The 20,154-nt window shown below is 72.3% G+C and carries 18 protein-coding genes; 12 read left to right on the top strand and 6 right to left on the bottom strand.

What is annotated here, in order from left to right; genetic code table 11:
* The first annotated feature begins 17 nt into the window (after positions 1 to 17).
* The 6 genes from hemL to ccsB are packed head-to-tail and all read left to right on the top strand — an operon-like array spanning position 18 to position 5,964.
* Complete coding sequence (hemL, locus tag ACQP2F_RS01195; protein WP_433299836.1) at positions 18 to 1,367, top strand: glutamate-1-semialdehyde 2,1-aminomutase; 1,350 nt, start codon at positions 18 to 20, stop codon at positions 1,365 to 1,367.
* Positions 1,364 to 2,020: a histidine phosphatase family protein gene (locus tag ACQP2F_RS01200; RefSeq protein ID WP_433299837.1), complete on the top strand. Its 657-nt coding sequence runs from the start codon at positions 1,364 to 1,366 to the stop codon at positions 2,018 to 2,020. Before hemL ends, ACQP2F_RS01200 begins: the two co-directional genes overlap by 4 nt.
* Positions 2,021 to 2,022: 2 nt before the next feature.
* Entirely contained in the window at positions 2,023 to 2,577 is a 555-nt protein-coding gene (locus ACQP2F_RS01205; RefSeq protein WP_433299838.1) for a TlpA family protein disulfide reductase, read from the top strand.
* The gene (locus tag ACQP2F_RS01210; RefSeq protein ID WP_433299839.1) at positions 2,577 to 3,365 is read left to right on the top strand and encodes a cytochrome c biogenesis CcdA family protein; all 789 of its coding nucleotides are present in this window, start codon (positions 2,577 to 2,579) and stop codon (positions 3,363 to 3,365) included. Before ACQP2F_RS01205 ends, ACQP2F_RS01210 begins: the two co-directional genes overlap by 1 nt.
* Complete coding sequence (gene resB / locus ACQP2F_RS01215; protein WP_433299840.1) at positions 3,362 to 4,957, top strand: cytochrome c biogenesis protein ResB; 1,596 nt, start codon at positions 3,362 to 3,364, stop codon at positions 4,955 to 4,957. The genes ACQP2F_RS01210 and resB overlap by 4 nt, the downstream gene beginning before the upstream one ends.
* Complete coding sequence (gene ccsB / locus ACQP2F_RS01220) at positions 4,957 to 5,964, top strand: c-type cytochrome biogenesis protein CcsB (RefSeq protein ID WP_433299841.1); 1,008 nt, start codon at positions 4,957 to 4,959, stop codon at positions 5,962 to 5,964. The genes resB and ccsB overlap by 1 nt, the downstream gene beginning before the upstream one ends.
* A gap of 7 nt (positions 5,965 to 5,971) precedes the next feature.
* On the opposite strand, the gene ACQP2F_RS01225 is transcribed toward ccsB, so the two are convergent.
* Complete coding sequence (locus ACQP2F_RS01225; RefSeq protein WP_433299842.1) at positions 5,972 to 7,273, bottom strand: hypothetical protein; 1,302 nt, start codon at positions 7,271 to 7,273, stop codon at positions 5,972 to 5,974.
* Between the two features lie 103 nt (positions 7,274 to 7,376).
* On the opposite strand from ACQP2F_RS01225, the gene ACQP2F_RS01230 reads away from it, so the two are divergent.
* The 5 genes from ACQP2F_RS01230 (at position 7,377) to ACQP2F_RS01250 (ending at position 12,274) form a co-directional block, all read left to right on the top strand.
* Positions 7,377 to 8,837: a menaquinone biosynthesis decarboxylase gene (locus tag ACQP2F_RS01230; protein WP_433299843.1), complete on the top strand. Its 1,461-nt coding sequence runs from the start codon at positions 7,377 to 7,379 to the stop codon at positions 8,835 to 8,837.
* Entirely contained in the window at positions 8,834 to 9,730 is an 897-nt protein-coding gene (mqnP, locus tag ACQP2F_RS01235) for a menaquinone biosynthesis prenyltransferase MqnP (protein ID WP_433299844.1), read from the top strand. Before ACQP2F_RS01230 ends, mqnP begins: the two co-directional genes overlap by 4 nt.
* A 292-nt stretch (positions 9,731 to 10,022) precedes the next feature.
* Positions 10,023 to 10,535 (top strand): SigE family RNA polymerase sigma factor, encoded by a 513-nt coding sequence (locus ACQP2F_RS01240; RefSeq protein ID WP_433299845.1) that lies wholly within the window; start codon positions 10,023 to 10,025, stop codon positions 10,533 to 10,535.
* Positions 10,519 to 11,619, top strand: coding sequence for a hypothetical protein (locus ACQP2F_RS01245; RefSeq protein WP_433299846.1), 1,101 nt, complete (start codon positions 10,519 to 10,521; stop codon positions 11,617 to 11,619). The genes ACQP2F_RS01240 and ACQP2F_RS01245 overlap by 17 nt, the downstream gene beginning before the upstream one ends.
* 16 nt (positions 11,620 to 11,635) lie before the next feature.
* Entirely contained in the window at positions 11,636 to 12,274 is a 639-nt protein-coding gene (locus ACQP2F_RS01250) for a UbiX family flavin prenyltransferase (RefSeq protein ID WP_433299847.1), read from the top strand.
* Here the strand turns inward: ACQP2F_RS01250 and ACQP2F_RS01255 are convergent.
* On the bottom strand, positions 12,247 to 12,522 hold the full coding sequence (locus ACQP2F_RS01255) for a BldC family transcriptional regulator (protein WP_026206443.1): 276 nt from the start codon (positions 12,520 to 12,522) through the stop codon (positions 12,247 to 12,249). The genes ACQP2F_RS01250 and ACQP2F_RS01255 overlap by 28 nt on opposite strands.
* A gap of 212 nt (positions 12,523 to 12,734) precedes the next feature.
* On the opposite strand from ACQP2F_RS01255, the gene ACQP2F_RS01260 reads away from it, so the two are divergent.
* A complete protein-coding gene (locus ACQP2F_RS01260; RefSeq protein WP_020515111.1) occupies positions 12,735 to 13,184 on the top strand; it encodes an Lrp/AsnC family transcriptional regulator in 450 nt (149 codons plus the stop codon).
* A gap of 3 nt (positions 13,185 to 13,187) precedes the next feature.
* Here the strand turns inward: ACQP2F_RS01260 and ACQP2F_RS01265 are convergent, their stop codons facing one another.
* The 4 genes from ACQP2F_RS01265 to ACQP2F_RS01280 all read right to left on the bottom strand — a co-directional run bounded on the left by ACQP2F_RS01265 (position 13,188) and on the right by ACQP2F_RS01280 (position 20,082).
* The gene (locus ACQP2F_RS01265; RefSeq protein ID WP_433299848.1) at positions 13,188 to 13,817 is read right to left on the bottom strand and encodes a putative glycolipid-binding domain-containing protein; all 630 of its coding nucleotides are present in this window, start codon (positions 13,815 to 13,817) and stop codon (positions 13,188 to 13,190) included.
* Between the two features lie 64 nt (positions 13,818 to 13,881).
* Complete coding sequence (locus ACQP2F_RS01270) at positions 13,882 to 15,558, bottom strand: DEAD/DEAH box helicase (RefSeq protein ID WP_433299849.1); 1,677 nt, start codon at positions 15,556 to 15,558, stop codon at positions 13,882 to 13,884.
* A gap of 240 nt (positions 15,559 to 15,798) precedes the next feature.
* Positions 15,799 to 18,183, bottom strand: a complete 2,385-nt coding sequence (locus ACQP2F_RS01275) for a hypothetical protein (protein WP_433299850.1) — start codon at positions 18,181 to 18,183, stop codon at positions 15,799 to 15,801.
* Positions 18,184 to 18,351: 168 nt separating this feature from the next.
* The gene (locus ACQP2F_RS01280; RefSeq protein WP_433299851.1) at positions 18,352 to 20,082 is read right to left on the bottom strand and encodes an NlpC/P60 family protein; all 1,731 of its coding nucleotides are present in this window, start codon (positions 20,080 to 20,082) and stop codon (positions 18,352 to 18,354) included.
* Positions 20,083 to 20,154: the final 72 nt, after the last annotated feature.

The raw sequence follows: 20,154 nt of genomic DNA on the forward strand, positions 1-20,154 counted from the left end.
CCCCGGCCGCTGACACAATGGGAGCCGCTGTGACCACCTCATACCGCGCCGAGGGCCTCCCCTACCCGGAGGACGCCCCGGTCTCCCAGGCCCTTTTCGACCGCGCCAGTGCCATCGTGCCGGGCGGGGTCAATTCACCCGTGCGTGCGTTCCGAGCGGTCGGCGGCACGCCCCGATTCATGGCGAGCGGTACGGGCCCGTGGCTGACCGACGCCGACGGCCGGCGCTACGTCGATCTGGTCTGCTCGTGGGGGCCGCTGATCCACGGGCACGCGCACCCCGAGATAGTGGCCGCGGTGCAGGAGGCGGCCGCCCGCGGCACGAGCTTCGGCACGCCGACGGCGGGCGAGGTCGACCTGGCCGAGGAGATCGTCCGGCGCACCCCGGTCGAGGAGGTGCGGCTGGTCAACTCGGGCACCGAGGCGACCATGACGGCGATCCGGCTGGCCCGGGGCTACACCGGGCGGGCCAAGGTGATCAAATTCGCCGGCTGCTATCACGGGCACGTCGACGCGCTGCTGGCCGCGGCCGGCTCCGGCGTCGCCACGCTCGGGCTGCCCGACTCGCCCGGCGTCACCGGCGCGGCCACCGCTGAGACGATCGTGCTGCCCTACAACGACGTCGCGGCGGTCGAGGCGGCGTTCTCCCAAAATGAAATCGCGGCGGTGATCACCGAGGCGGCGGCCGGCAACATGGGCGTGGTCGCCCCGCGCGACGGCTTCAACCAGCGCCTGGCCGAGATCGCCCACCGGCACGGCGCGCTGCTCGTCGTCGACGAGGTGATGACCGGCTTCCGGGTCTCGGCCGGCGGCTGGGCCGGGCTCGACCCGGTCGACGCCGACCTGTTCACCTTCGGCAAGGTCATGGGCGGCGGCCTGCCCGCGGCCGCGTTCGGCGGGCGTCGCGAGATCATGTCGCGGCTGGCCCCGGCCGGCCCGGTCTACCAGGCCGGCACCCTCTCCGGTAACCCGCTGGCCTGCGCGGCCGGCCTGGCCTCGTTGCGGCTGGCCGACGACGCGGCCTACAAGCGGCTCGACGAGCTGTCGGCCACGGTCGGCGCGCTCGCCTCCGACGCGCTCAACCAGGCCGGGGTGGCGCACCGCCTCTCGTACGCCGGAAACATGTTCTCGATCTTCTTCACCGAGAACGAGGTCGTCGACTACGACTCGGCGAAGACGCAGGACGCCGCCGCGTTCAAGGCCTTCTTCCACGCCATGCTCAGCCGGGGCGTCTACCTGCCGCCGAGCGCGTTCGAGTCGTGGTTCGTCTCGACGGCGCTGAACGACGCGGCGCTCGAGCAGATCGCCGCGGCGCTTCCGCACGCGGCGCGGGCAGCCGCGGCCACGACGGCGGGGGACGCACGATGAGCGAGGCGACCAAGACCACGGTGCATGTGCTGCGGCATGGCGAGGTCTACAACCCGGGCAAGGTCCTGTACGGCCGGCTGCCCGACTTCCATCTGTCCGAGCTCGGCGTGCAGATGGCCAAGGCCGCGGCCGAGACGCTGGCGGCGCGCGACGTGACTTACGTGGTGGCGAGCCCGCTCGAGCGCGCGCAGGAGACGGCCGCCCCGATCGCCGCCGAGTTCAAGCTCGACGTCGCCGCCGACGTGCGCCTGATCGAGAGCAGCAACTACTTCGAGGGCAAGCGGGTCTCGGTCGGCGACGGCGCGTTCTCCAACCCCCGGCACTGGTGGGTGCTGCGCGACCCGATCACCCCCTCCTGGGGCGAGGCGTACCTGGTGATCGCCCAGCGCATGTTCGCGGCGCTGCAGGCGGCCCGGGTGGCGGCCGAGGGCCACGAGGCGGTCTGCGTCTCGCATCAGCTGCCGATCTGGACACTTCGGCGGTACGTCGAGAAGAAGCGCCTCTGGCACGACCCCCGCCGGCGTCAGTGCGGCTTGGCCAGTCTCACCTCGTTCCGGTTCGAGGGCCCGACGATCGTCGGCATCGACTACTCGGAGCCGGCCGCCCACCTGGTCGCCCTGTCCGCCTCCGCCAAGACCGCCAAGGGAGCTTGACCATGCGCCGCCTCGCCGCAGTCCTGGCCGTCGCCGCCCTCGCGGTGCCCGCCCTGGCGGCCTGCGGCGGCGAGAACTGGGCCAAGAAGTGCACCACCACCGGCACCGTGGTCGAGTGCGCGCCCGACCAGCGGCCGCAGGTCAAGGACGTGACCGGCGACCTGCTCGACGGCGGCACCTACGACATCGCCCAGGACAAGGGCAAGGTCGTGGTCGTCAACTTTTGGGGCTCGTGGTGCGCGCCGTGCCGGGCCGAGGCCGACGACCTGGAGACGACCTACCAGGCGACCAAGGCCAAGGGCGTCTCGTTCGTCGGGGTCAACTCCCGGGACGACAAGGACGCGGCCAAGGCGTTCGAGCGCGGCCGGGTCACGTACCCGAGCATCTACGACTTCAGCGGCAAGGTGGCGCTGAAGTTCGACGTCACCCAGACCAGCACCCCGCAGACGCTGATCCTCGACCGGCAGGGCCGGATCGCGGTCGCGCTGCGGGCCGCCACGACGCACACTGAGTTGCAGCCGTTGGTGGAGAAGGTGGCATCGGAGGCCACGGGCTGATGGGCCACGAGTTCGCGTCGATCGCCGGCACCGGCCCGCTGCTGCTGGCCATCGGTGTCGCGGCGATCGCGGGCCTGGTCAGCATTCTGTCGCCGTGCGTGCTGCCGCTGGTACCCGGCTACCTCTCGTACGTGACCGGGCTGGCGGGCTCGGATCTGGACGCAGAAGAACCGGCCGGCGAGGGCTCGGTCGCTGTCAAGACCCGGGTCAACGGCCGCGTCCTGGCCGGCACCAGCCTCTTCGTGCTCGGCTTCTCGATCGTCTTCACCCTGCTGCTGACCCTGGTGGCGAACATCGGCTTCGCCCTCAAGTCGCACCAGGACCTGCTCAACGTGGTCCTCGGCGTGCTGGTCATCGTGCTCGGCTTCGGCTATCTGGGCTGGATCCCGGGACTGCAGCGCGAGGTGCGGATCAGCCGGCTGCCGGCGGCCGGGCTGGTCGGCGCGCCGGTCTTCGGGGCGATCTTCGCGCTTTCCTGGTTGCCGTGCACGGGACCGACGCTCACGGTGGTCGCGGCGCTGGCGACCACGAGCGGTCAGACCAGCCGCGCGGTGACGCTGTCCCTCGCGTACAGCCTCGGCCTCGGTCTGCCGTTTGTGATCTTCGGTTTGTTCTTCCGGCGCCTGCTCGGGGTCTTCCGGGCGATCCGCCGCAACAGCCGCTGGGTGACCCGGATCGGCGGGGTGCTGCTCATCCTGGTCGGCGTCGCGCTGGTCACCGGCGGCTGGAACCACTTCCTGGTGTGGCTGCTGACCACCTTCGACTTCGGGCAGGAGACGCTGCTGTGACCGTGGTCGAGGAACGTCCCGCGCCGCCCGCCGCGCCTCCGCCGAAGCGGCTCCACCGGCTGTGGGCTCTCCTGCGCAACTCGTGGCGACAGCTGACCAGCATGCGTACGGCGCTGGTCCTGCTCTTCCTGCTCGCGGTGGCCGCGATTCCGGGGTCCGTCTTCCCCCAGCGCGCGGTCGACTCCCAGCGGGTGACCGAGTACTACGCCGCCCACCCGAAGCTCTCACCCTGGCTGGAGCGCCTCGGCGGCTTCGAGGTGTACGGCTCGCCCTGGTTCGCCTCGATCTACCTGCTCCTGTTCACGTCGCTGATCGGCTGCGTGCTGCCCCGCCTGCGCGACCACGCCCGGGCCTTGCGGCAGGCGCCGCCGGAGGCCCCGCGGCGGTTCGAGCGGCTGCCGCTGTCGTTCTCCACCTCGATCTCTCCCGCGCCCGAGGAGACGGCCGCTCGCGTCGCGCGGGTGCTGCGCAAGCACCGCTTCCGGACGAAGCTGCGGGAGCAGGAGGCCGGCTGGACCGTCTCGGCCGAGAAGGGCTACCTCAAGGAGACCGGCAACCTGCTCTTCCACTTCGCCCTGCTCGCGGTGCTGATCGGGGTGGGCTTCGGGCACTGGTACGGCTGGCACGGCAACCGCATCCTGGTGGCCGGCGCCGATCAGGGCTTCTGCGACACCCTCGCGCAGTACGACGACTCCACGCTCGGGCCCCGCGTCGACGCCGCCGACCTGCCGAACTTCTGCCTCACCCTGGACCGGTTCGACGTCAGATACCAGAGCACCGGCCAGCCGAAGACGTTCTCGGCCACGGTGTCGGTGTCCGAGGACGACGGGCCCGACAAGGTCCGCAAGTTCACCGTCAACGACCCGCTGCGGCTGCACGGCGCCAACGTGCACCTGATCGGCCACGGCTACGCGGTGACCATGCGCTACACCGACCGGTTCGGCGCCAGCCAGACCAAGACCGTGCCGTTCCTGCCGGTCGATGGCATGTTCACCAGCGAGGGCGTGGCCCAGTTCCCGGACGTCAACATCGACCCCAAGACCGACAAGCGGGACCCGGCGCTCCAGATGGGCTTCGAGGGCCGATACCTGCCCACCGTCGGCACCGGCGCGACCTCGACGTTCCCGGCCGAGAACGCGCCGGCGCTGTTCCTGACCGCCTACCGCGGCGACCTCGGGCTCGACGTCGGCACGCCCGGTTCGGTCTACTCGCTCGACCAGGGACAGATCGCGACCGGCGACCTCAAGAACGTGAGCGGGGCCCGGCCGCACGAGCTGAAGGTCGGCGACAGCTGGACCCTGGACGACGGCACCAAGCTCGAGTTCCTGGGCACCCGGCCGTACGCGACGCTGTCGATCCGCTACGACCCGACACAGACCCTGGTGCTGATCGGCGCGGCGCTCGGCCTGATCGGGCTGACGCTCTCGCTGTTCGGGCACCGCCGCCGCGTCTGGTTCCGAGCCCTGCCCGCTTCGGCAGGGTCGTCCGGCGGTACGTTGTTGACGGCCGGTGGTCTCCCGCGCACCGACTATCCCGGTTTCGCCGACGAGTTCGCGGCGTTGGTGAAGGCCGCCGAGGAAGGGAAATCCTGATGGCGGAGTTGTCGAACCAGCTGATGGCGGTCACCGTGCTCGCCTATCTGGCGGCGATGGTGCTGTACGCGGCGGAGTACGCGTTCGGCTCGAAGAGCCGCATCGGGCGGGCGGCCGTCCGCCCGGCACGTCAGCTGGTCGGCGCGGGCGCCCCGGTCTCCGCTTCCGACGAGGAGCCGCCGGTCCCCGGTTCCGGCGGGGAGCCGCCGGTCGAGCCGGTCGCCGTCGCTCCCGACCGGCGCGCGGAGGTCATCGGGCGGATCGCGGTCGGCCTCAACCTGCTCGCCCTGCTGCTGCACCTGGGCACGCTGGTCACCCGCGGCATCGCCGCCGACCGCATGCCCTGGGGCAACATGTACGAGTACATCCTGTCCGCCACCTTCGTCGGCTCGGCGGTCTGGGTCGGCGTGCTGCTGCGGCGCCCGGCCGTGCGGCACATCGGGCTGTTCGTGACGCTCGCACTGGTGCTCATGCTCGGCGCGGCCGGCATGATCGCGTACACGCCGGTCGGCCCGCTGGTGCCGGCCCTGCACTCGTACTGGTTCGTCATCCACGTCTCGACGGTGATCATCGGGTCGGGCATCTTCCTGATCGGCGCGGTGCCGGCCGCGATGTTCCTGATCCGCGACGGGTACGACAAGGGCAAGCGCCGCTTCCCGTACTCGCTCGGCCGGAACACCCCGGAGGCGACCGTGCTCGAGCGGCTCACCTTCCGCCTGCACGCGTTCGCGTTCCCGCTGTTCACCTTCGGCGCGCTGATCGCCGGGCCGATCTGGGCGGAGGCCTCCTGGGGCCGCTACTGGGGGTGGGACCCCAAGGAGGTCTGGGCGTTCATCTCCTGGATCGTCTACGCCGGTTACCTGCACGCCCGGGCCACGCCCAGCGTGAAGCGGACCGTCGCCACGTGGATCGCGCTGCTCGGCTTCGCGACGATGCTGATGAACCTGTTCGGCGTGAACCTGTTCTTCAGCGGCTTCCACTCGTACGCGAACGCGGGCGGGATGTAGCCCCGGCCTACTGGCCGCGGAGCAGCCCGCCGAGCAGCGACGGTGACCGCGGGCTCCCGGTAGCCGCCGGCGCGGCGCTCTGCGCCGGTTGGACGCTCGGCTCCGCGCCTCCCCGGCCGCTCGCGCTCGTCCCCACGCCCGCGCCCGCGTTGCCGCTTGTTCCCGCGCCCGCGTCGCCGCTCGTTCCCGTGCCCGCGCTCGTGCCTGCGCGCGCGCCCGCGTTGCCGCTCGTGCCTGCGCCTGCGCCCGCCTCGCCGCTCGCGCTCGTCCCCGCGCCCGCGCCCGCCTCGCCGCTCGTCCCCGCGCCCGCGTTGCCGCTCGTGCCTGGGCCAGCGCCCGCGTCGCCGCTCGTCCCCGTGGTCGCCCCACCCCTTGCCGGATTTATCGCATTTGTCGGGCGGTCCGCCGATGGCGGAAGCGCAGCGGGCGGCTGGTCGATCGCGTCGCCGCAGTCGCCGGCCGTCCAGGTGTCGTAGCGGTTGACCCAGTTCAGGCAGAAGCCGCCGGTCATCTGCCGCTGCCCCGCGTCATAGCCGGTCAGCGTCGGGACGTCGTCCCGCCAGTAGCGCGCCGCCCCGCCGTCCGGGGGACGCAGCTGCACGTTGTCGACGGTCACCTCGGGCACGTCGATCCGCGCCGGCCGGCCCGAGTCGACGTGCACCTCGACGTACTGCTCGACATAGGCGCTCTGGCCGATCGGCAGGCGCTGGGCCGTCAGCAGGTTCCACCGGTTGTTCCACCACAGCCACGCGCCCCACACCCCGCTCGGATCGCTGTGCAGGTCGATCCAGACCCGGTCGCCGGGCCGCAGCGCGTACTGGTCGTAGAACTGCCAGGTGCGGGTGTTGGTGTTGAACGTGTAGATGTGCTGCCGCAGCGGCCCGGCCCACCCGGTCTGCGCCCAGCCGGCCTCCAGCCAGTTGATCCGGCCGCCGCCCATGTTCCGCTTGACCATGAACCGCCCGGCCACGAAGTCGTAGCTGCCGGGCCGGATCGAGCCGTCCACCACCGAGATGCGGCCGGAGACGCCGCTCCACTCGCCGGCCGAGTTCGCGCCGAGATGGTGGTAGCCGCTCGGGGTGAAGCCCGTCTGCCCGGGCTGGGTGAGCTGGACGGCCGACTCGAGGACCCGGCCCGCCGCGCGACAGGCGCCGGGCGCCGCCGGGCCGGCCGGGGTGGTCGGCGGGCGGGTCGAGGCCTTGCCGGCGGGACAGGCCGGCAGCTGCCGGGTGGTGGCCGCCATCCCCTGGGGAGCGGAGACGCCCGCCGCCAGCAGGGCCGTGCCGGCCGCGAGTCCGCACCAACGCACCAAATTCCGGACTTTCACGGTCAGCTCAACTCGAATCGGACATCGCTAGTGACGGTGATCGCCCGAGTGCCGAACTGTCGTACCGGTGGTGAAGACTGGATGCATGGCACCTCGCGGGTTTCCCTTTGACGATCTGCAGAGCTTCCTCACCGCCCTCGAGGCGGCCGGTGAGCTGCGCCGGGTCACCGTCCCGGTGGACCCCACGCTGGAGATCAGCGAGGTGGTCACCCGCACCGTCCGGGCCGGCGGCCCGGCCATGCTGTTCGAGCGGCCGACGCGGGGCGACATGCCGGTGGCGATCAATCTGTTCGGCACCGAGAAGCGCATGGCCATGGCGCTCGGCGTCGAGTCGCTCGACGAGATCGGCGACCGGATCGGCGCGCTGATCAAGCCGGAGCTGCCGGTCGGCTGGTCCGGCATCCGCGAGGGCATCGGCAAGGCCATGCAGCTCAAGTCGCTGCCGCCGAAGAAGGTCAAGACGGCGCCCTGCCAGGAGGTGGTGCTCCGGGGCGACGAGGTCGATCTCGGCCTGCTGCCGGGCTTGCAGGTCTGGCCCGGCGACGGCGGCATCTTCCACAACTTCGGTCTCACCCACACCAAGCACCCCGAGACCGGCAAGCGCAACCTCGGGCTCTACCGCCTTCAGCAGCACTCGCGGAACACGCTGGGCATGCACTGGCAGATCCACAAGGACTCGACGGCACACCACGCCGTCGCCGAGCGCCGGGGCGAGCGGCTGCCGGTGGCGGTGGCGATCGGCTGCGACCCGGTGGTCTGCTACGCGGCCAGCGCCCCGCTGCCCTCCGACATCGACGAATACCTGTTCGCCGGCTTCCTCCGCGGCGAGCGGGTCGAGATGGTCGACTGCGTGACCGTCCCGCTGCAGGTGCCGGCGCACGCCCAGGTGATCCTCGAGGGCTATCTGGAGCCCGGCGAGCGGCGGCCCGAGGGCCCGTTCGGCGACCACACCGGCTTCTACACCCCGGTCGAGCCGTTCCCGGTGCTGCACATCGAGACGATGACGATGCGGAAGAAGCCGGTCTACCACTCGATCATCACGTCCAAGCCGCCGCAGGAGGACCACGGCCTGGGCAAGGCGACCGAGCGCATCTTCCTGCCGCTGCTGCGCATGCTGATCCCCGACATCGTCGACTACGACATGCCGGCCGCCGGCGTCTTCCACAACTGCGTGATCGTCTCGATCAAGAAGCGCTACCCGAAACACGCCCAGAAGATCATGAACGCGATCTGGGGCGCCCACCTGATGTCGCTGACCAAGCTCATCGTGGTCGTCGACGAGGACTGCGATGTCCACGACTACGCCGAGGTCGCGTTCCGGGCCTTCGGCAACGTCGACTACGACCGCGACCTGATGGTCACCCAGGGCCCGGTCGACCACCTCGACCACGCTTCCTACCAGCAGTTCTGGGGCGGTAAGGCGGGCATCGACGCCACCCGTAAGCTGCCGTCCGAGGGCTACACCCGCGGCTGGCCGGAGGAGATGGCTATGTCGAGCGAGGTGGTCGCGCTCGTGGACAAGCGCTGGAAGGAATACGGCATATGACGGCGGTGGCGGCGGTCCCGGAGAAGCCGGGCAAGATCAAATCGTTCCTGCGCCTGGTCGCCATCGAGCACTCCGTCTTCGCGCTGCCGTTCGCCTACCTGTCGGCGCTGGTCGCCCTCGACCGGCTCGGCACCGGCATCCACTGGCTCGACCTGCTGCTGATCACGATCGCGATGGTCTCCGGGCGTACGTTCGCGATGGCCGCCAACCGCATCCTCGACCGCAAGATCGACGCCCAGAACCCGCGCACCCGCAACCGTGAGCTCGTCACCGGCGCCGTCGCCGTCCGCACCGCCTGGACCGGCGCCGCCGTCTCCCTGGTCGTCATGGCGGTCGCGGCCGGCCTGCTCAACTGGCTGTGCCTGGTGCTGTTCCCGCTCGCCGTGATCCCGCTGGTCGTCTACCCGTACGCGAAACGCTTCACCAACTACCCGCACTACGTGCTCGCCCTCGCCCAGGCGGTCGCCCCGATCGGCGCCTGGCTCGGCATCACCGGCACCTTCAGCGGCTCCGGTCCCGCCTGGCTGCTGGGCGTCGCCGTCGGCCTGTGGATCGGCGGATTCGACATCATCTACGCCTGCCAGGACGTCGAGATCGACCGCCAGATCGGCGTGCACTCGACCCCGGCCCGCTGGGGTGTCCGCACCGCCCTGCACATCTCCACCGCCACGCACGTGGTGACCTTCGCGCTGTTCGTGTGGTTCGGCCAGCTCGTCGGCCTCGGCTGGCTCTGGTGGATAGGCCTGGCCCTGACCGCGGCCGCGTTCGTCTACCAGCACCTGGTCGTCACCCCCACCGACCTGTCGAAGGTAAACCGAGCGTTCTTCACCGCCAACGGCTTCGTCGGCATCGCCCTGTTCCTCTTCGCCGTCCTCGACTTGGCCTTCCTGTAGCCGCGGGCCCGCGCCCGCACGTCGGCCTCGCGCCTGCGGATGGGCCTCGCGCCTGCGGGTGGGCCTCGTGCCCGCGGGTGGGCCCCCGCGCCTGGGTGGGCCTCGCGCCCACGCCCAGCCGGCGCAGGCCCGATCGCTCTGCTCACCAAGACGCGCTGGCCCACCGGTACCCCACGCATTGAGCCGGCCGCGCTCGCCCGCCCGCTGACGGCCGCCGGGGGCGTGCGGGCGCGTATCGGTAAGCAGAGCGATCCGCTGTAACCCCAGGAGGCCCGCCGTCCGTCTAATCGGCGTGAGCGACAAAGAGGCCGAGTTCCGGGAGTTCGTCGGTGCCCGGATGGACTCGCTGCGGGGGCTCGCGTATCTCACCTGCGGGGACTGGCAGGTCGCCGAGGACGCGGTCCTCGGGGCGCTGGCGAAGCTCTATGCGCGGTGGCAGCGCGTGGACAACCCGGAGGCGTACGCGAAGACCGCCGTCGTGCGGGCGGCGATCGACGAGACCCGGCGGCCGTGGTGGCGGCGCGAGCAGGCGCACAGCCACGCCGCGCTGCCCGATCGGGCCGTGCCGGACCGCACCGGCGCGGTCGAGGACCGGGTGCACGTGCGGGCCGCGCTCGGTCAGCTTCCGGCCAAGGTGCGGGCCGTCCTCGTGCTGCGGTTCCTCGAGGGCCTGAGCGTGCAGCAGACCGCCGCCGCGCTGCGTTGCCCGGAGGGGACCGTCAAGGCGTACACCTCGCGGGGTTTGGAATCTTTGCGCGGCATCCTCGGCGACAGTTGGGAGGGCCGTCATGAGGCAGCTGTCTGACCTGTTGAACGAGGCGAAGGCGGACGCGCCGCCGACCCGCGTCGACGTCGACGACGTGGTGGCCGCCGGGCGGCGACGGGTGCGCCGCCGGAACGCCGGGTGGGCGATCGGGGCCGTGGCGGCGGTGGCCGTCGCGATCGGGGTGCCCCAGATCGTCACCCGGGCCGATCCGGCGCCGCAGCCGGTCACGCCGCACGTCACCACGCCGGCCCCGGCGCCCTCGACGGCGGACGGGCCGGCCGTCCGGTTCACGTTCGCCGGCTACACCGCCGGGGCGTTCCGTGTCTCGGACCCGATCGACTGGGGGCTCGCCGGTGAGACGGCCGCCATCCGGAGGGCGGGCTCCGACGAGACGGTCGGTGCACTCCACGTGTACCGCGCCGGCGTCGAGCCGTTCCGGCGGGGCGAGAAGCCGCCGGTCAAGACCCGCACCGCGCCCGTGCACGGCCGGCCCGCCTACTTCGTCGAGCCGGCCACGGCGTCCCACGAGCGCTCCCTGCTCTGGGAGTACGCCGACGGTGCGCTCGCCATGATCGAACCCGAGGCGCAGGGGATGGGCGACGCTCAGCTCCGGCAGGTGGCCGAGGCATTCGAGCCGGGACCGGCGTCGCCGGTCCGGATCGCCTTCACCGCCCGCTACGTGACCGGCGACTACACGCTCGTCGGCGCCTTCGCCGATCCGTCCGGCGCGGTCCGTTCGGCGGCCTATCTGGTGCCGGCCGACCAGGCCGAGGCCCGCATGCGCGAGCCCGACCACGGCCTGCCGCCGGACCAGAAAGGCCAGGCCGGCAAGGTCATCGCCATCCGGGTGAGCACGCCCGCGGCCGGGTCGGACCCGACGATGTCGGCGAGGATCACCTGCATCGACGGCTTCCGCCGCAACGGGGAGCTGATGGGCGGCAGCTGCGGCCGCCCGCTCTCCGGCGGCAAATATGTGCTCGAGGTGACCGCCGGCGGGACGACCAGACAGAGTGAGATCCGCAAGATGCTCGACGGGGTCACGGCCGCCGATCCGGCGCAGCCGTCGACCTGGGTCGAGGTGAACACCGCCATACCGGCAACCCACCTGCTCGCGCGCTATTGACGGGCACACTTGAGTCATGCGTGAACCATGGGTCGTCGGCGTCTCGGGCGCCTCCGGCACGCCCTACGCCCGGGCCGTGCTGTCCGCGCTCCTGGACGCCGGCGAGCCCGTCGATCTGGTCGTCTCCCGGGCCGCCCGGCTGACCCTGCTCGACGAGACCGGCGCGAGCGTGCGGGACGCGCACTGGAAGGACGACGTGAGCGCCTGGCTCGGCCGCGATCTGGGCGATCTCAACTACTGGCCGGCCGGTGACCTGGCGGCCGGGCCGAGCAGCGGCTCCTATCCCGCGAAGGGGATGGTGGTCGTGCCGGCCAGCACGGCGGCCTGCGCCGGCATCGCCATCGGTCTCTCGAAGGACCTGCTGCAGCGGGCCGCCGAGGTGAACCTCAAGGAGCGGCGGCGCGTGGTCGTGGTGCCGCGCGAGACCCCGGTGACGCGCAGTCACCTGGAGCACCTGATCGCGCTTCTCGATGCCGGGGCGGTCGTGTTGCCGGCCAGCCCCGGGTTCTACGGCTCCGGGGCATCGGCGACCGCTCAGCAGCTCATCGACTTCGTGGCGGGCAAGGTGCTGGACGCGCTCGGCGTACGGCACACTCTGTTGACCCGGTGGAAGGGTGAGCTGAACGCTCAGCGCAACCCGTTCGGCGGGCCGTAGCCCATGCCGGGGTTGCTCGGGCCCGCATTGCGGGGACGATTGGCGGCGTCGTCCTCCCGCATCTCCTCCACCACACCGTCGCCCTCGAGCAGGGCGCGGACCTCGGACTCGCGGAATCGGCGGTGGCCACCCGGAGTCCGGATGCTGCCGATACGCCCGGCGGCGGCCCATCGCGTGACCGTCTTGGGGTCGACGCGGAACAGCGCGGCCACCTCGCCCGGTGTCAGCAGACGATCTCCAGTGTCCACAACCCCCTCCTCGCGTCGGTCTTCTGGAGCGGCCGTGATCACGGTGAGTGTCGGCGTGCTCGATCGGGACGTAAAGCCATTAGAGCATTGCCCCGGAACCGAGTCCCTGGAATGCGGAAAAAGCCCTAATTGCGACAGTGATCGTTATCCTGCCGCCCATACGTCGCTACCGGGCGTGAGTAGCTATCTGCCACCCGATTAGGGTCTGACTCATGGACTCCATCGACCTCCGGCTGATCGACCTGCTACGGGAGAACGCGCGCTCGTCGTACGCCGAGCTGGCCCGCAAGGTCGGGCTGTCGGCGCCGGCCGTGCACGAGCGGGTCGGCAAGCTCGAAGCGGCCGGAACCATCCGCGGTTACCGGGCCGACGTGGACCACGAGGCGCTCGGACTCGGGGTCACGGCGCTGATCGGCATCATCGAGGACTCGGGCGCCGACACCGACGACGTGCTCGCCGCGGTCCGGGCCATGCCCGAAGTGGAGAGCTGCTACTTCATGGCCGGCGTCGAGTCGTACCAGCTGATCGTGCGGGTCGGCACGATCGCCGAGCTGGAGCAGCTGATCGTACGCATCAACCGCACGCCGGGGGTGGCTTCCACCCGTACGGCGATCGCCCTGTCGACGAAGTGGGAGAACCGGCCGCAGCCCGGCCTCGGGTGAGCTTTACTTCAACTGCGCCCGATGCGCCAGGCCCGGATAGTCGACGACGAAGCCCTCGTCATCGACGGTGAGGTCGGCGCTGAACGTCTCGCTGGCGTACCGGATGCGGTTGTCGCCGAGTGAGGTGTAGATCTGGTCGGCCTGGACGATCTCGAGGCTGGGCAGCAGCACCCAGGCGGCGCTGATCCGGTGTGCGACGCCGGGCTCCGCCTTGAGCAGGCCCAGTCGGCGGATCGGCAGCGTGTTCGTCAGGGGGGAGCCGCTCAGGTCGACGTCGAACGCCCCGTACAGCAGATCGGGGTCCTCGATGCCCGGCAGGCCGGCGCCGGCGTGCCCGGCGGCCGAGAGCACCGCGTCGAGGTTGCCCTGCTCGGCGGTGGTGGCGCGCCAGCGGTTGGCGGCCAGTTCCAGCCGGACGCTGCGGGTCCAGCCCGCGCCCTCGGCGGTCACGTCGAGGTGGGCCGTGGACCAGCCCGGCTCGGTGCGGAGCTCGTAGCGGCAGGTGTACGGGATCGGGTCGACGGCCAGCGCCGTTCCCCGGGCGTAGAGGCCGGCGCGCGCGTCGATCAGGGCGTGCTCGGACCCGGTGGTGTCGCGTCGTTCCCAGAAGAGCGAGTCAGGCATCGGCGGCATGCCTCTACCTCTACCCGAGTTCGGGGACGCCCGCACGCATGCGAGCGTCCCCGGGCACTGCCGATCAGTAACTGCGGGCGGGGCGAGCCGAGCCGAAGCGGCCGGAAGCGCCGTCTCGCCGGTCGTTGCGCGGGTTGTCGCGGCGGAAGCCGGTCGAGCGCTCGCCGTTGCGGGGCGAGAAGCCGCGCTCGCCCCGGGGGCGGTCGACGAACGGGCGGTCGGTGCGCTCGGGGGCCGGGCGGCCCTCGAAGCCGCCGCGGTCCCGGTCGCCGTACGAGCGCTGCGGACGGTCACCGTAGGAGCGGTCACGGTCCGTACGGTCGCCACGGGGGCGGTCACCGTACGTACGCTGCGGCCGGTCACCGTACGAGCGCTGCGGGCGGTCGCCGAAACGGCCGCGCGGGCGGTCGCCACGCTCGCGGCGGGGCTCCGGCTCGTCCACCACGGGCACGCCCGAGGGCTCGCGGGCACCGGTGATCGCGGTGAGCTTCTCGTCGCCGAGACGCACCCGCACCTCGGCCGGCGCGACACCGGCCCGGCCCATCATCGCCTGGGTGGTGCGGCGCTGCTTGGGCAGCACCAGCGTCACCACGGCGCCGGACTCGCCGGCCCGGGCGGTGCGACCCGCGCGGTGCAGGTAGTCCTTCGGGTCCTTCGGCGGGTCCACGTGCACGACGAGCGAGATGCCGTCGACGTGGATGCCGCGGGCCGCGACGTCGGTCGCCACGAGGACGCTGGTGCGGCCCTCCTTGAACTCGGCGAGCGTGCGGGTGCGGACCCGCTGGGTCTTGCCGCCGTGCAGGGCCCCGGCCCGGACGCCCACCTGGCGGAGCTGCTCGACCAGCCGGTCGACGCCCATCTGCGTACGGGCGAAGACGATGGTCTTGCCCGGCCGGTTGGCGATCGCCGCGGTGATCGGGAACTTCTCCTGCGGCGGGATCAGCAGCAGGTGGTGGTCCATCGTGGACACGCTCGCCTCGGCGGGCGCGGTCGAGTGCGTCACCGGGTCGTGCATGAACCGCTTGACCAGCGTGTCGACGTCACCGTCGAGAGTGGCCGAGAAGAGCAGGCGCTGCGCGTGCTCCGGCGTCTTGGCCAGCAGCTCGGTGACCTCGGGCAGGAAGCCCATGTCGGCCATCTGGTCGGCCTCGTCGAGCACCGTGATCTCAACGTCGTCGAGGTTGCAGGCGCCACGCTCGATCAGGTCGCCGAGACGGCCCGGCGTGGCGACGATCACCTCGACGCCGCGGCGCAGCGCGTCCATCTGGCGGTCGTACGGAACGCCACCGACGGCGGTCTTGAGGAAGACGCCGACGGCCCGGCCGAGCGGCTGCAGCGCGTCGGCCACCTGCATGGCCAGCTCGCGGGTCGGCACCATGATCAGGGCCTTGGGGTGGTGCGGCTTGGCCCGGCCACCCTGCGCCACCCGGGCGAGCAGCGGCAGGCCGAACGCCAGCGTCTTGCCGGAGCCGGTCTGGCCACGGCCGAGGACGTCCCGGCCGGCCAGGGCGTCGGGCATGGTCGCGGCCTGGATCTCGAACGGGGTGGTGATGCCCTCGCGGGTGAGCACGCGCACGATCTCGTGGGGGAGACCGAGATCACCAAAGCTCTTGGCCGGAGCCGCCGGCGCCGCCGGCGTCTCCACGACGACGGGGGCCTCGGTGGCCTCTTCGATTGCGGGGGTTCCTTCGGTTGCTTCGAAAACGGACGGGAACGTGCTGGGGTCAGCGAAAGTGGTCAAGAGAACCTCTCTACGGGGGCGCATGCTCGCGAATGGCCCGCCGCGGCTGCCATGAGCCTGCCGCTGTAATGCCCGCAAGAACGCCCGTGGCGTGCTTCGTAAAGGCACGCCGCGTCAACAACTGTCATAAGTGTACGGCTCAACGTTTGGACCGCCGACCGCATTCCGTGCCCGCAGTGGGCAGGCTCACCCCGCGGGGCAACCTCGCCAGGATAGGCCCGGTTGCCGTCGGCGACAAACTCAGTCGAACATCCCCGAGATCATGTCGGTGAAGGCGCTGCCCGCGGTGAGCAGGAACACCACGCTCACCGTCACCAGAAGCCCCAGCACCACCAGCATGGCGATGACTACTTTGAGGTTGCCGCGACGGCGGTCCACGATCTCGTCACGCCAGCCTTGGGCCAGGATATGGCCGGTCAGCGAGCCGGAGTTCTCGATCGCGTTGGTGGAGACCGGCATCGTCGTCTCGATCGACGGATATCCACCGGTGCCGTAGACGGTGCCACCCAGGTCGGCGTCACCGAGGCCACGCTGCTGCGGCACCGCCATGGTCGCCGCCGGATCGAATCCCGGCGGGTAGGCCGGCGCGCTGACCTGCGCGGTCGGCGCCGAATTCACACCGAACGGCTGGGTCATAGCGGCCGGTCCGCCTACCCCGAACGGGTTCTGCGGCGGGTTCGCCGCCGGCTTCGAGGGGCTCGAGGACGGCATGGTGTACGCCGGCAGCCCGCCGCCGGCATTGCTCCCGCCGACCGGTTGGCCGGGAGTCGGGCGCAGACCAGGAGGGATGGGCACCTGAACCATGGTCGGGTCAGACACTGGCAGCTGGGTCGGCGGCTCGTTCGACGGCTTGGCCGACGGCGGCTGGGCTGATGGCAGCTGAACCATCGTCGGGTCGGCCGACGGGTGCTGGGCCGACGGCGGCTGGCTTGATTGCTGCCGGATGGTCGGGGGCGGGGGGAAGACCGGCTGCGGTGGGCCCGGGATCGGGCTCGGTCCGGGCGGTCCCGGCACCGGGCTCGGGTTCGGACCCGGCGGGACCGGGCTCGGATCCGGGCCGGGTGGCACCGGGCTCGGTCCGGGACCGGGCGGGACCGGCGACGGTCCTGGACCCGGCGGCACCGGGCCGGGCGGCACCGGGCTGGGCGCGGGCGGAACCGGCGGCGTGGGGACCGGCCCCGGAGTCGGGCTCGGCGTGGGCCCGGGGGTGGGTGCGGGACCGGGCGTGGGTGCCGGGCCGGGCGTGGGTCCCGGCGCCGGGAAGGGCGACGGACTGGGGAACGGGCTCGGACCCGGGAACGGCGCCGGCGGCTCCAACGGCCCGGGGCGCTCGGGCCGCGGCGGCTCTGGCTGCAGCGGCTCGGGCTTCGAGGGCTCGGGCTTCGCCGGCTCGGGACGCGGGGGCACCGGGATGGGCCGCGGCGGCTCGGGCTTGCCCGGCTCGGGCTGAGGCTCGTCCGGCTCGGGCTTCGGCTCCGGCTCGCCCGGCTTGGGCTCACCCGGTTTCGGGTCGGCGGGCTTCGGCTCGCTCGGCTTGGGCTCGCCCGGCTTGGGCTCGGCCGGCTTGGGGTCGCCCGGCTTCGGCTCGGCCGGGTCGGGCTCGGGCGGCGTGGGGTCGCCGGGCTCGGGCTGCGCGGGCTCGGGCTCGGAGGGCTTGGGATCGCTCGCACGCAGCGGTGCGAAATCGGACGACTTCGCCTGCGGCAGGTCGGGCTCCGAGGCCTGAGAGTCGCTGGTTCGCGGCGGCTCGGGCTCGGCGGGCTTGAGCCGCGCCTTGGCGGTCTCGTCGTCGGGCTTGGGTGGCGCCACCGAGGCCGAGCCGATCGACTTCGAGGACACCGCGGGCTTCTCGGTCGCGGAAGTCTCGGCCGGGCGGCCACCGTAGACGTTCGCCTGGCCGCTCGGCCACGTCGCCGCACGTACCGCGGCCGGGTCGGCGTTGATCGCGCCCGGCACCGAGGCCCGGGCCGCGCCCGCACCCGGCTTGGCCGGAAGTGTCCGGGAGGAGTCGTCGACCAGCTCGGGCACGAGACCGTCGCTCGCTGGGCTGACCGGGCGAGCCGAGCCACTGACCCGACCCGGCCCGGAAACCGGCGCCGACGCACCGACCGACCGCGACGTGCCGCCCGGCCCGGAGACCGGCGCTGAGCCGCTGATGGCGCGCGAGGTGCCGCCCGGCCCGGAGACCGACGCGGAGCCGCTGATCGCGCGCGAGCCGCCGCCCGGTTCGGAGACGGAGGCGGAGCCGCTGATCGGGCGCGAGGTGCCGCCCGGTCCGGAGACGGGGGCGGAGCCGCTCACCGAGCGTGAGACGCTGCCGGGCTCGCCGACGGGGGCGGAGCCGCTGATCGGGCGCGAGGTGCCGCCGGGACCGGAGAGCGGGGCCGAGGCGCTTACGGCGCGCGACGTGCTGCCCGGACCGGAGACGGGTGCGGACGCCGGCTTTCCGACCGCCGCGCGGCCCGAGGCGGCGCCGCTGGTGGGGGCGGCGGCGGGCGGATCGGTGGCGGGGGAGGCCCAGAGCGCGCCGGGGGCCGGGGGCGGCGGCGGGGCGTACGCCTCCTGGTCGTCACCGGTAGCCGGCTTGGTGCCGTCGCCGTCCGGTGTCGCCTGCCGCTCGTCCATGAACCCTCCCGACCGCACGCCGACGGTTCGGGGACGCCGGACGCTGCCTCTAACCGTGCCATATCCGCGCTCGTGAGCACACCCGGCACCATCCCGGCCACTCGCGAGGCCGGTCCCTTACCACCGGAAAGGCGATCTTTTACCGCCCGGTCGACGACCGAATGCGGATCAACCGGCCGACGGCGAGGACGAAGTGGTCGCCTCCTCGGTCGCGTTCGCCGAGCTGGTGGCGCTGCTCGCCGCCGCCGAGGAGTGCGACGCGTCGGAGCCGGTCGTCGTCGAGGACGCCGGCGCCGTGGTCTGCTGCTGGGCCGGCGTGGTTGTGGTCGGATCGGCCGCCGGCGTCGGCGCCGTCGTGGTCGGCGCCGTCGTGGTCGGCGCCGTCGTGGTCGGCTTCGACGAGGTGGGCGATGGCGTGGGCGACGACGTGGGCGACGTGGTCGGCTTCGACGAGGTCGGCGTGGTGGTCGGCTGCGAGCTGCTCGGCGACGTGCTCGGCGAGGTCGGCGGCGTGGTGGTCGGCTTGGACGTGGCCGGGGACGTCGGCTTCGTCGTGTGCGTCGGCGTGGTCGGGCTCGTCGTCGCCGGCGACGTGTTGTCCGGCGTGGTCGTCGTCGGGTCGTCGGCCGGGTCGGGATCGGGCGCGCCGAGGACCGGGCCCTCGGTGACGCCCTCGACCGAGCCGAAGACGCGCGTGGCCTGGAACAGCCGCGTCCAGCGGACGGGAACCAACCGCACGTTCAGACCGGTGCGCGGGGCCTCGACCATCATGCCGTCGCCCGCGTACATCGCGACGTGGTGAATGCCGCGCCAGCTGTTCGAGTAGCTGAAGAACAGCAGGTCGCCGGGGAGCAGGGAGTAGCGGTCGACGACCTTGTTACGGGTCTGCCAGTACTGGTCGCGGGACACGCGGGTCAGCGGGAAGCCGACCGAGTGGTACGCCGCGTACATCAGGCCGGAGCAGTCGTACTTGTCCGGGCCCTCCTCGGACCACACGTACGGGTCGCCCCGTTGGGCCAGCGCGAACGTCAGCGCCTGGATGGCCCGCGGGTCGGCGCCGCGCCCGGCCTCGGCGCCGGCCAGGTACTGCGCGCCCAGCTGGCTGTCGGCGGCGGTCTCGCTCGACTCGGCCGCGCTCAGCTCGTCGGCGTGCGCGAGCTCGAGAGCCTGCTGCGCCGCCTGCTTCTTGCCGAGCTGAGTGTTGAGCTTGGTGTACTTGGTGACCAGGTCGTCGTGGTGCTGCTTGGCCAGCGTCTCCTCGTCCAGCGCGAGCTGGACGGTGGTCTCCGCGTTCTCCAGCTGGCGGGCGGCGGCCTGCTCGTTGCCGAGGTCGCCGCGCTGGATGCGGGCGAGGTCGTCGAGGCCGGCGAGGCCCGGCTCGAAGGCGCCGGGCGGCAGGGCCGCGGCCTCGATCATCGACTGGGCGGCGGCGCTCTCGGCCTCGGCCCGGGCCGTCTGCAGCTGCTCGACCGCCTTCGTGTATCGCTGCTCGGCGGTCTGCTCCTGGGTCTGCGCGAGGTCGCGGTCGGTGCCGAGCTGGATCAGCTGGTCGCCCATGGTCGCGATCTCGGCGCGGCCCTTCTCGATCCGCTGCAGGACGGGGCTGGTGGCGGCGCCGACGATGCTGGTCGCCGCGGTCGGGGGAGGGGTCGTGGTGGCGGGCTGGCCGGGCAGGACGAGCGTGCCGAGCGCCATCGGACGGGAGCCGACGTCGGGCACGGCCGGGGCCAGCGGTGCCTGCGGGGCGCCGGGCACCTGGGGAGCGTCGGGAGCGGCCAGGGCGGGGACGGGGTTGAACAGGGCCGCGATGGCCGCCGTCGCGGCAGCCGAATACAGCGCCGGACGCCACCACGGGCGTGCGGTGCGGTATTGACGGTCCGTCTGCCGTGCTGTTGCCATGAGCTCCCCGTCCGTAGCGACGATCGGGGGTGTGACCGTCGCTCCTTCGTGTCCCTCTAATTGCTTACCGCA

It is taken from the genome of Actinoplanes sp. CA-030573 (genome assembly GCF_050951115.1).
Classification (GTDB): Bacteria; Actinomycetota; Actinomycetes; order Mycobacteriales; family Micromonosporaceae; genus Actinoplanes.

Coding starts and splice junctions, on each gene's coding strand:
- ACQP2F_RS01280 (WP_433299851.1), bottom strand. CDS start 20,082: ATGGCAACAGCACGGCAGACGGACCGTCAATACCGCACCGCACGCCCG.
- ACQP2F_RS01260 (WP_020515111.1), top strand. CDS start 12,735: ATGGACTCCATCGACCTCCGGCTGATCGACCTGCTACGGGAGAACGCG.
- mqnP (WP_433299844.1), top strand. CDS start 8,834: ATGACGGCGGTGGCGGCGGTCCCGGAGAAGCCGGGCAAGATCAAATCG.
- hemL (WP_433299836.1), top strand. CDS start 18: ATGGGAGCCGCTGTGACCACCTCATACCGCGCCGAGGGCCTCCCCTAC.
- ccsB (WP_433299841.1), top strand. CDS start 4,957: ATGGCGGAGTTGTCGAACCAGCTGATGGCGGTCACCGTGCTCGCCTAT.
- ACQP2F_RS01230 (WP_433299843.1), top strand. CDS start 7,377: ATGGCACCTCGCGGGTTTCCCTTTGACGATCTGCAGAGCTTCCTCACC.
- ACQP2F_RS01210 (WP_433299839.1), top strand. CDS start 2,577: ATGGGCCACGAGTTCGCGTCGATCGCCGGCACCGGCCCGCTGCTGCTG.
- ACQP2F_RS01275 (WP_433299850.1), bottom strand. CDS start 18,183: ATGGACGAGCGGCAGGCGACACCGGACGGCGACGGCACCAAGCCGGCT.
- ACQP2F_RS01265 (WP_433299848.1), bottom strand. CDS start 13,817: ATGCCGCCGATGCCTGACTCGCTCTTCTGGGAACGACGCGACACCACC.
- ACQP2F_RS01245 (WP_433299846.1), top strand. CDS start 10,519: ATGAGGCAGCTGTCTGACCTGTTGAACGAGGCGAAGGCGGACGCGCCG.
- ACQP2F_RS01250 (WP_433299847.1), top strand. CDS start 11,636: ATGCGTGAACCATGGGTCGTCGGCGTCTCGGGCGCCTCCGGCACGCCC.
- ACQP2F_RS01205 (WP_433299838.1), top strand. CDS start 2,023: ATGCGCCGCCTCGCCGCAGTCCTGGCCGTCGCCGCCCTCGCGGTGCCC.
- ACQP2F_RS01200 (WP_433299837.1), top strand. CDS start 1,364: ATGAGCGAGGCGACCAAGACCACGGTGCATGTGCTGCGGCATGGCGAG.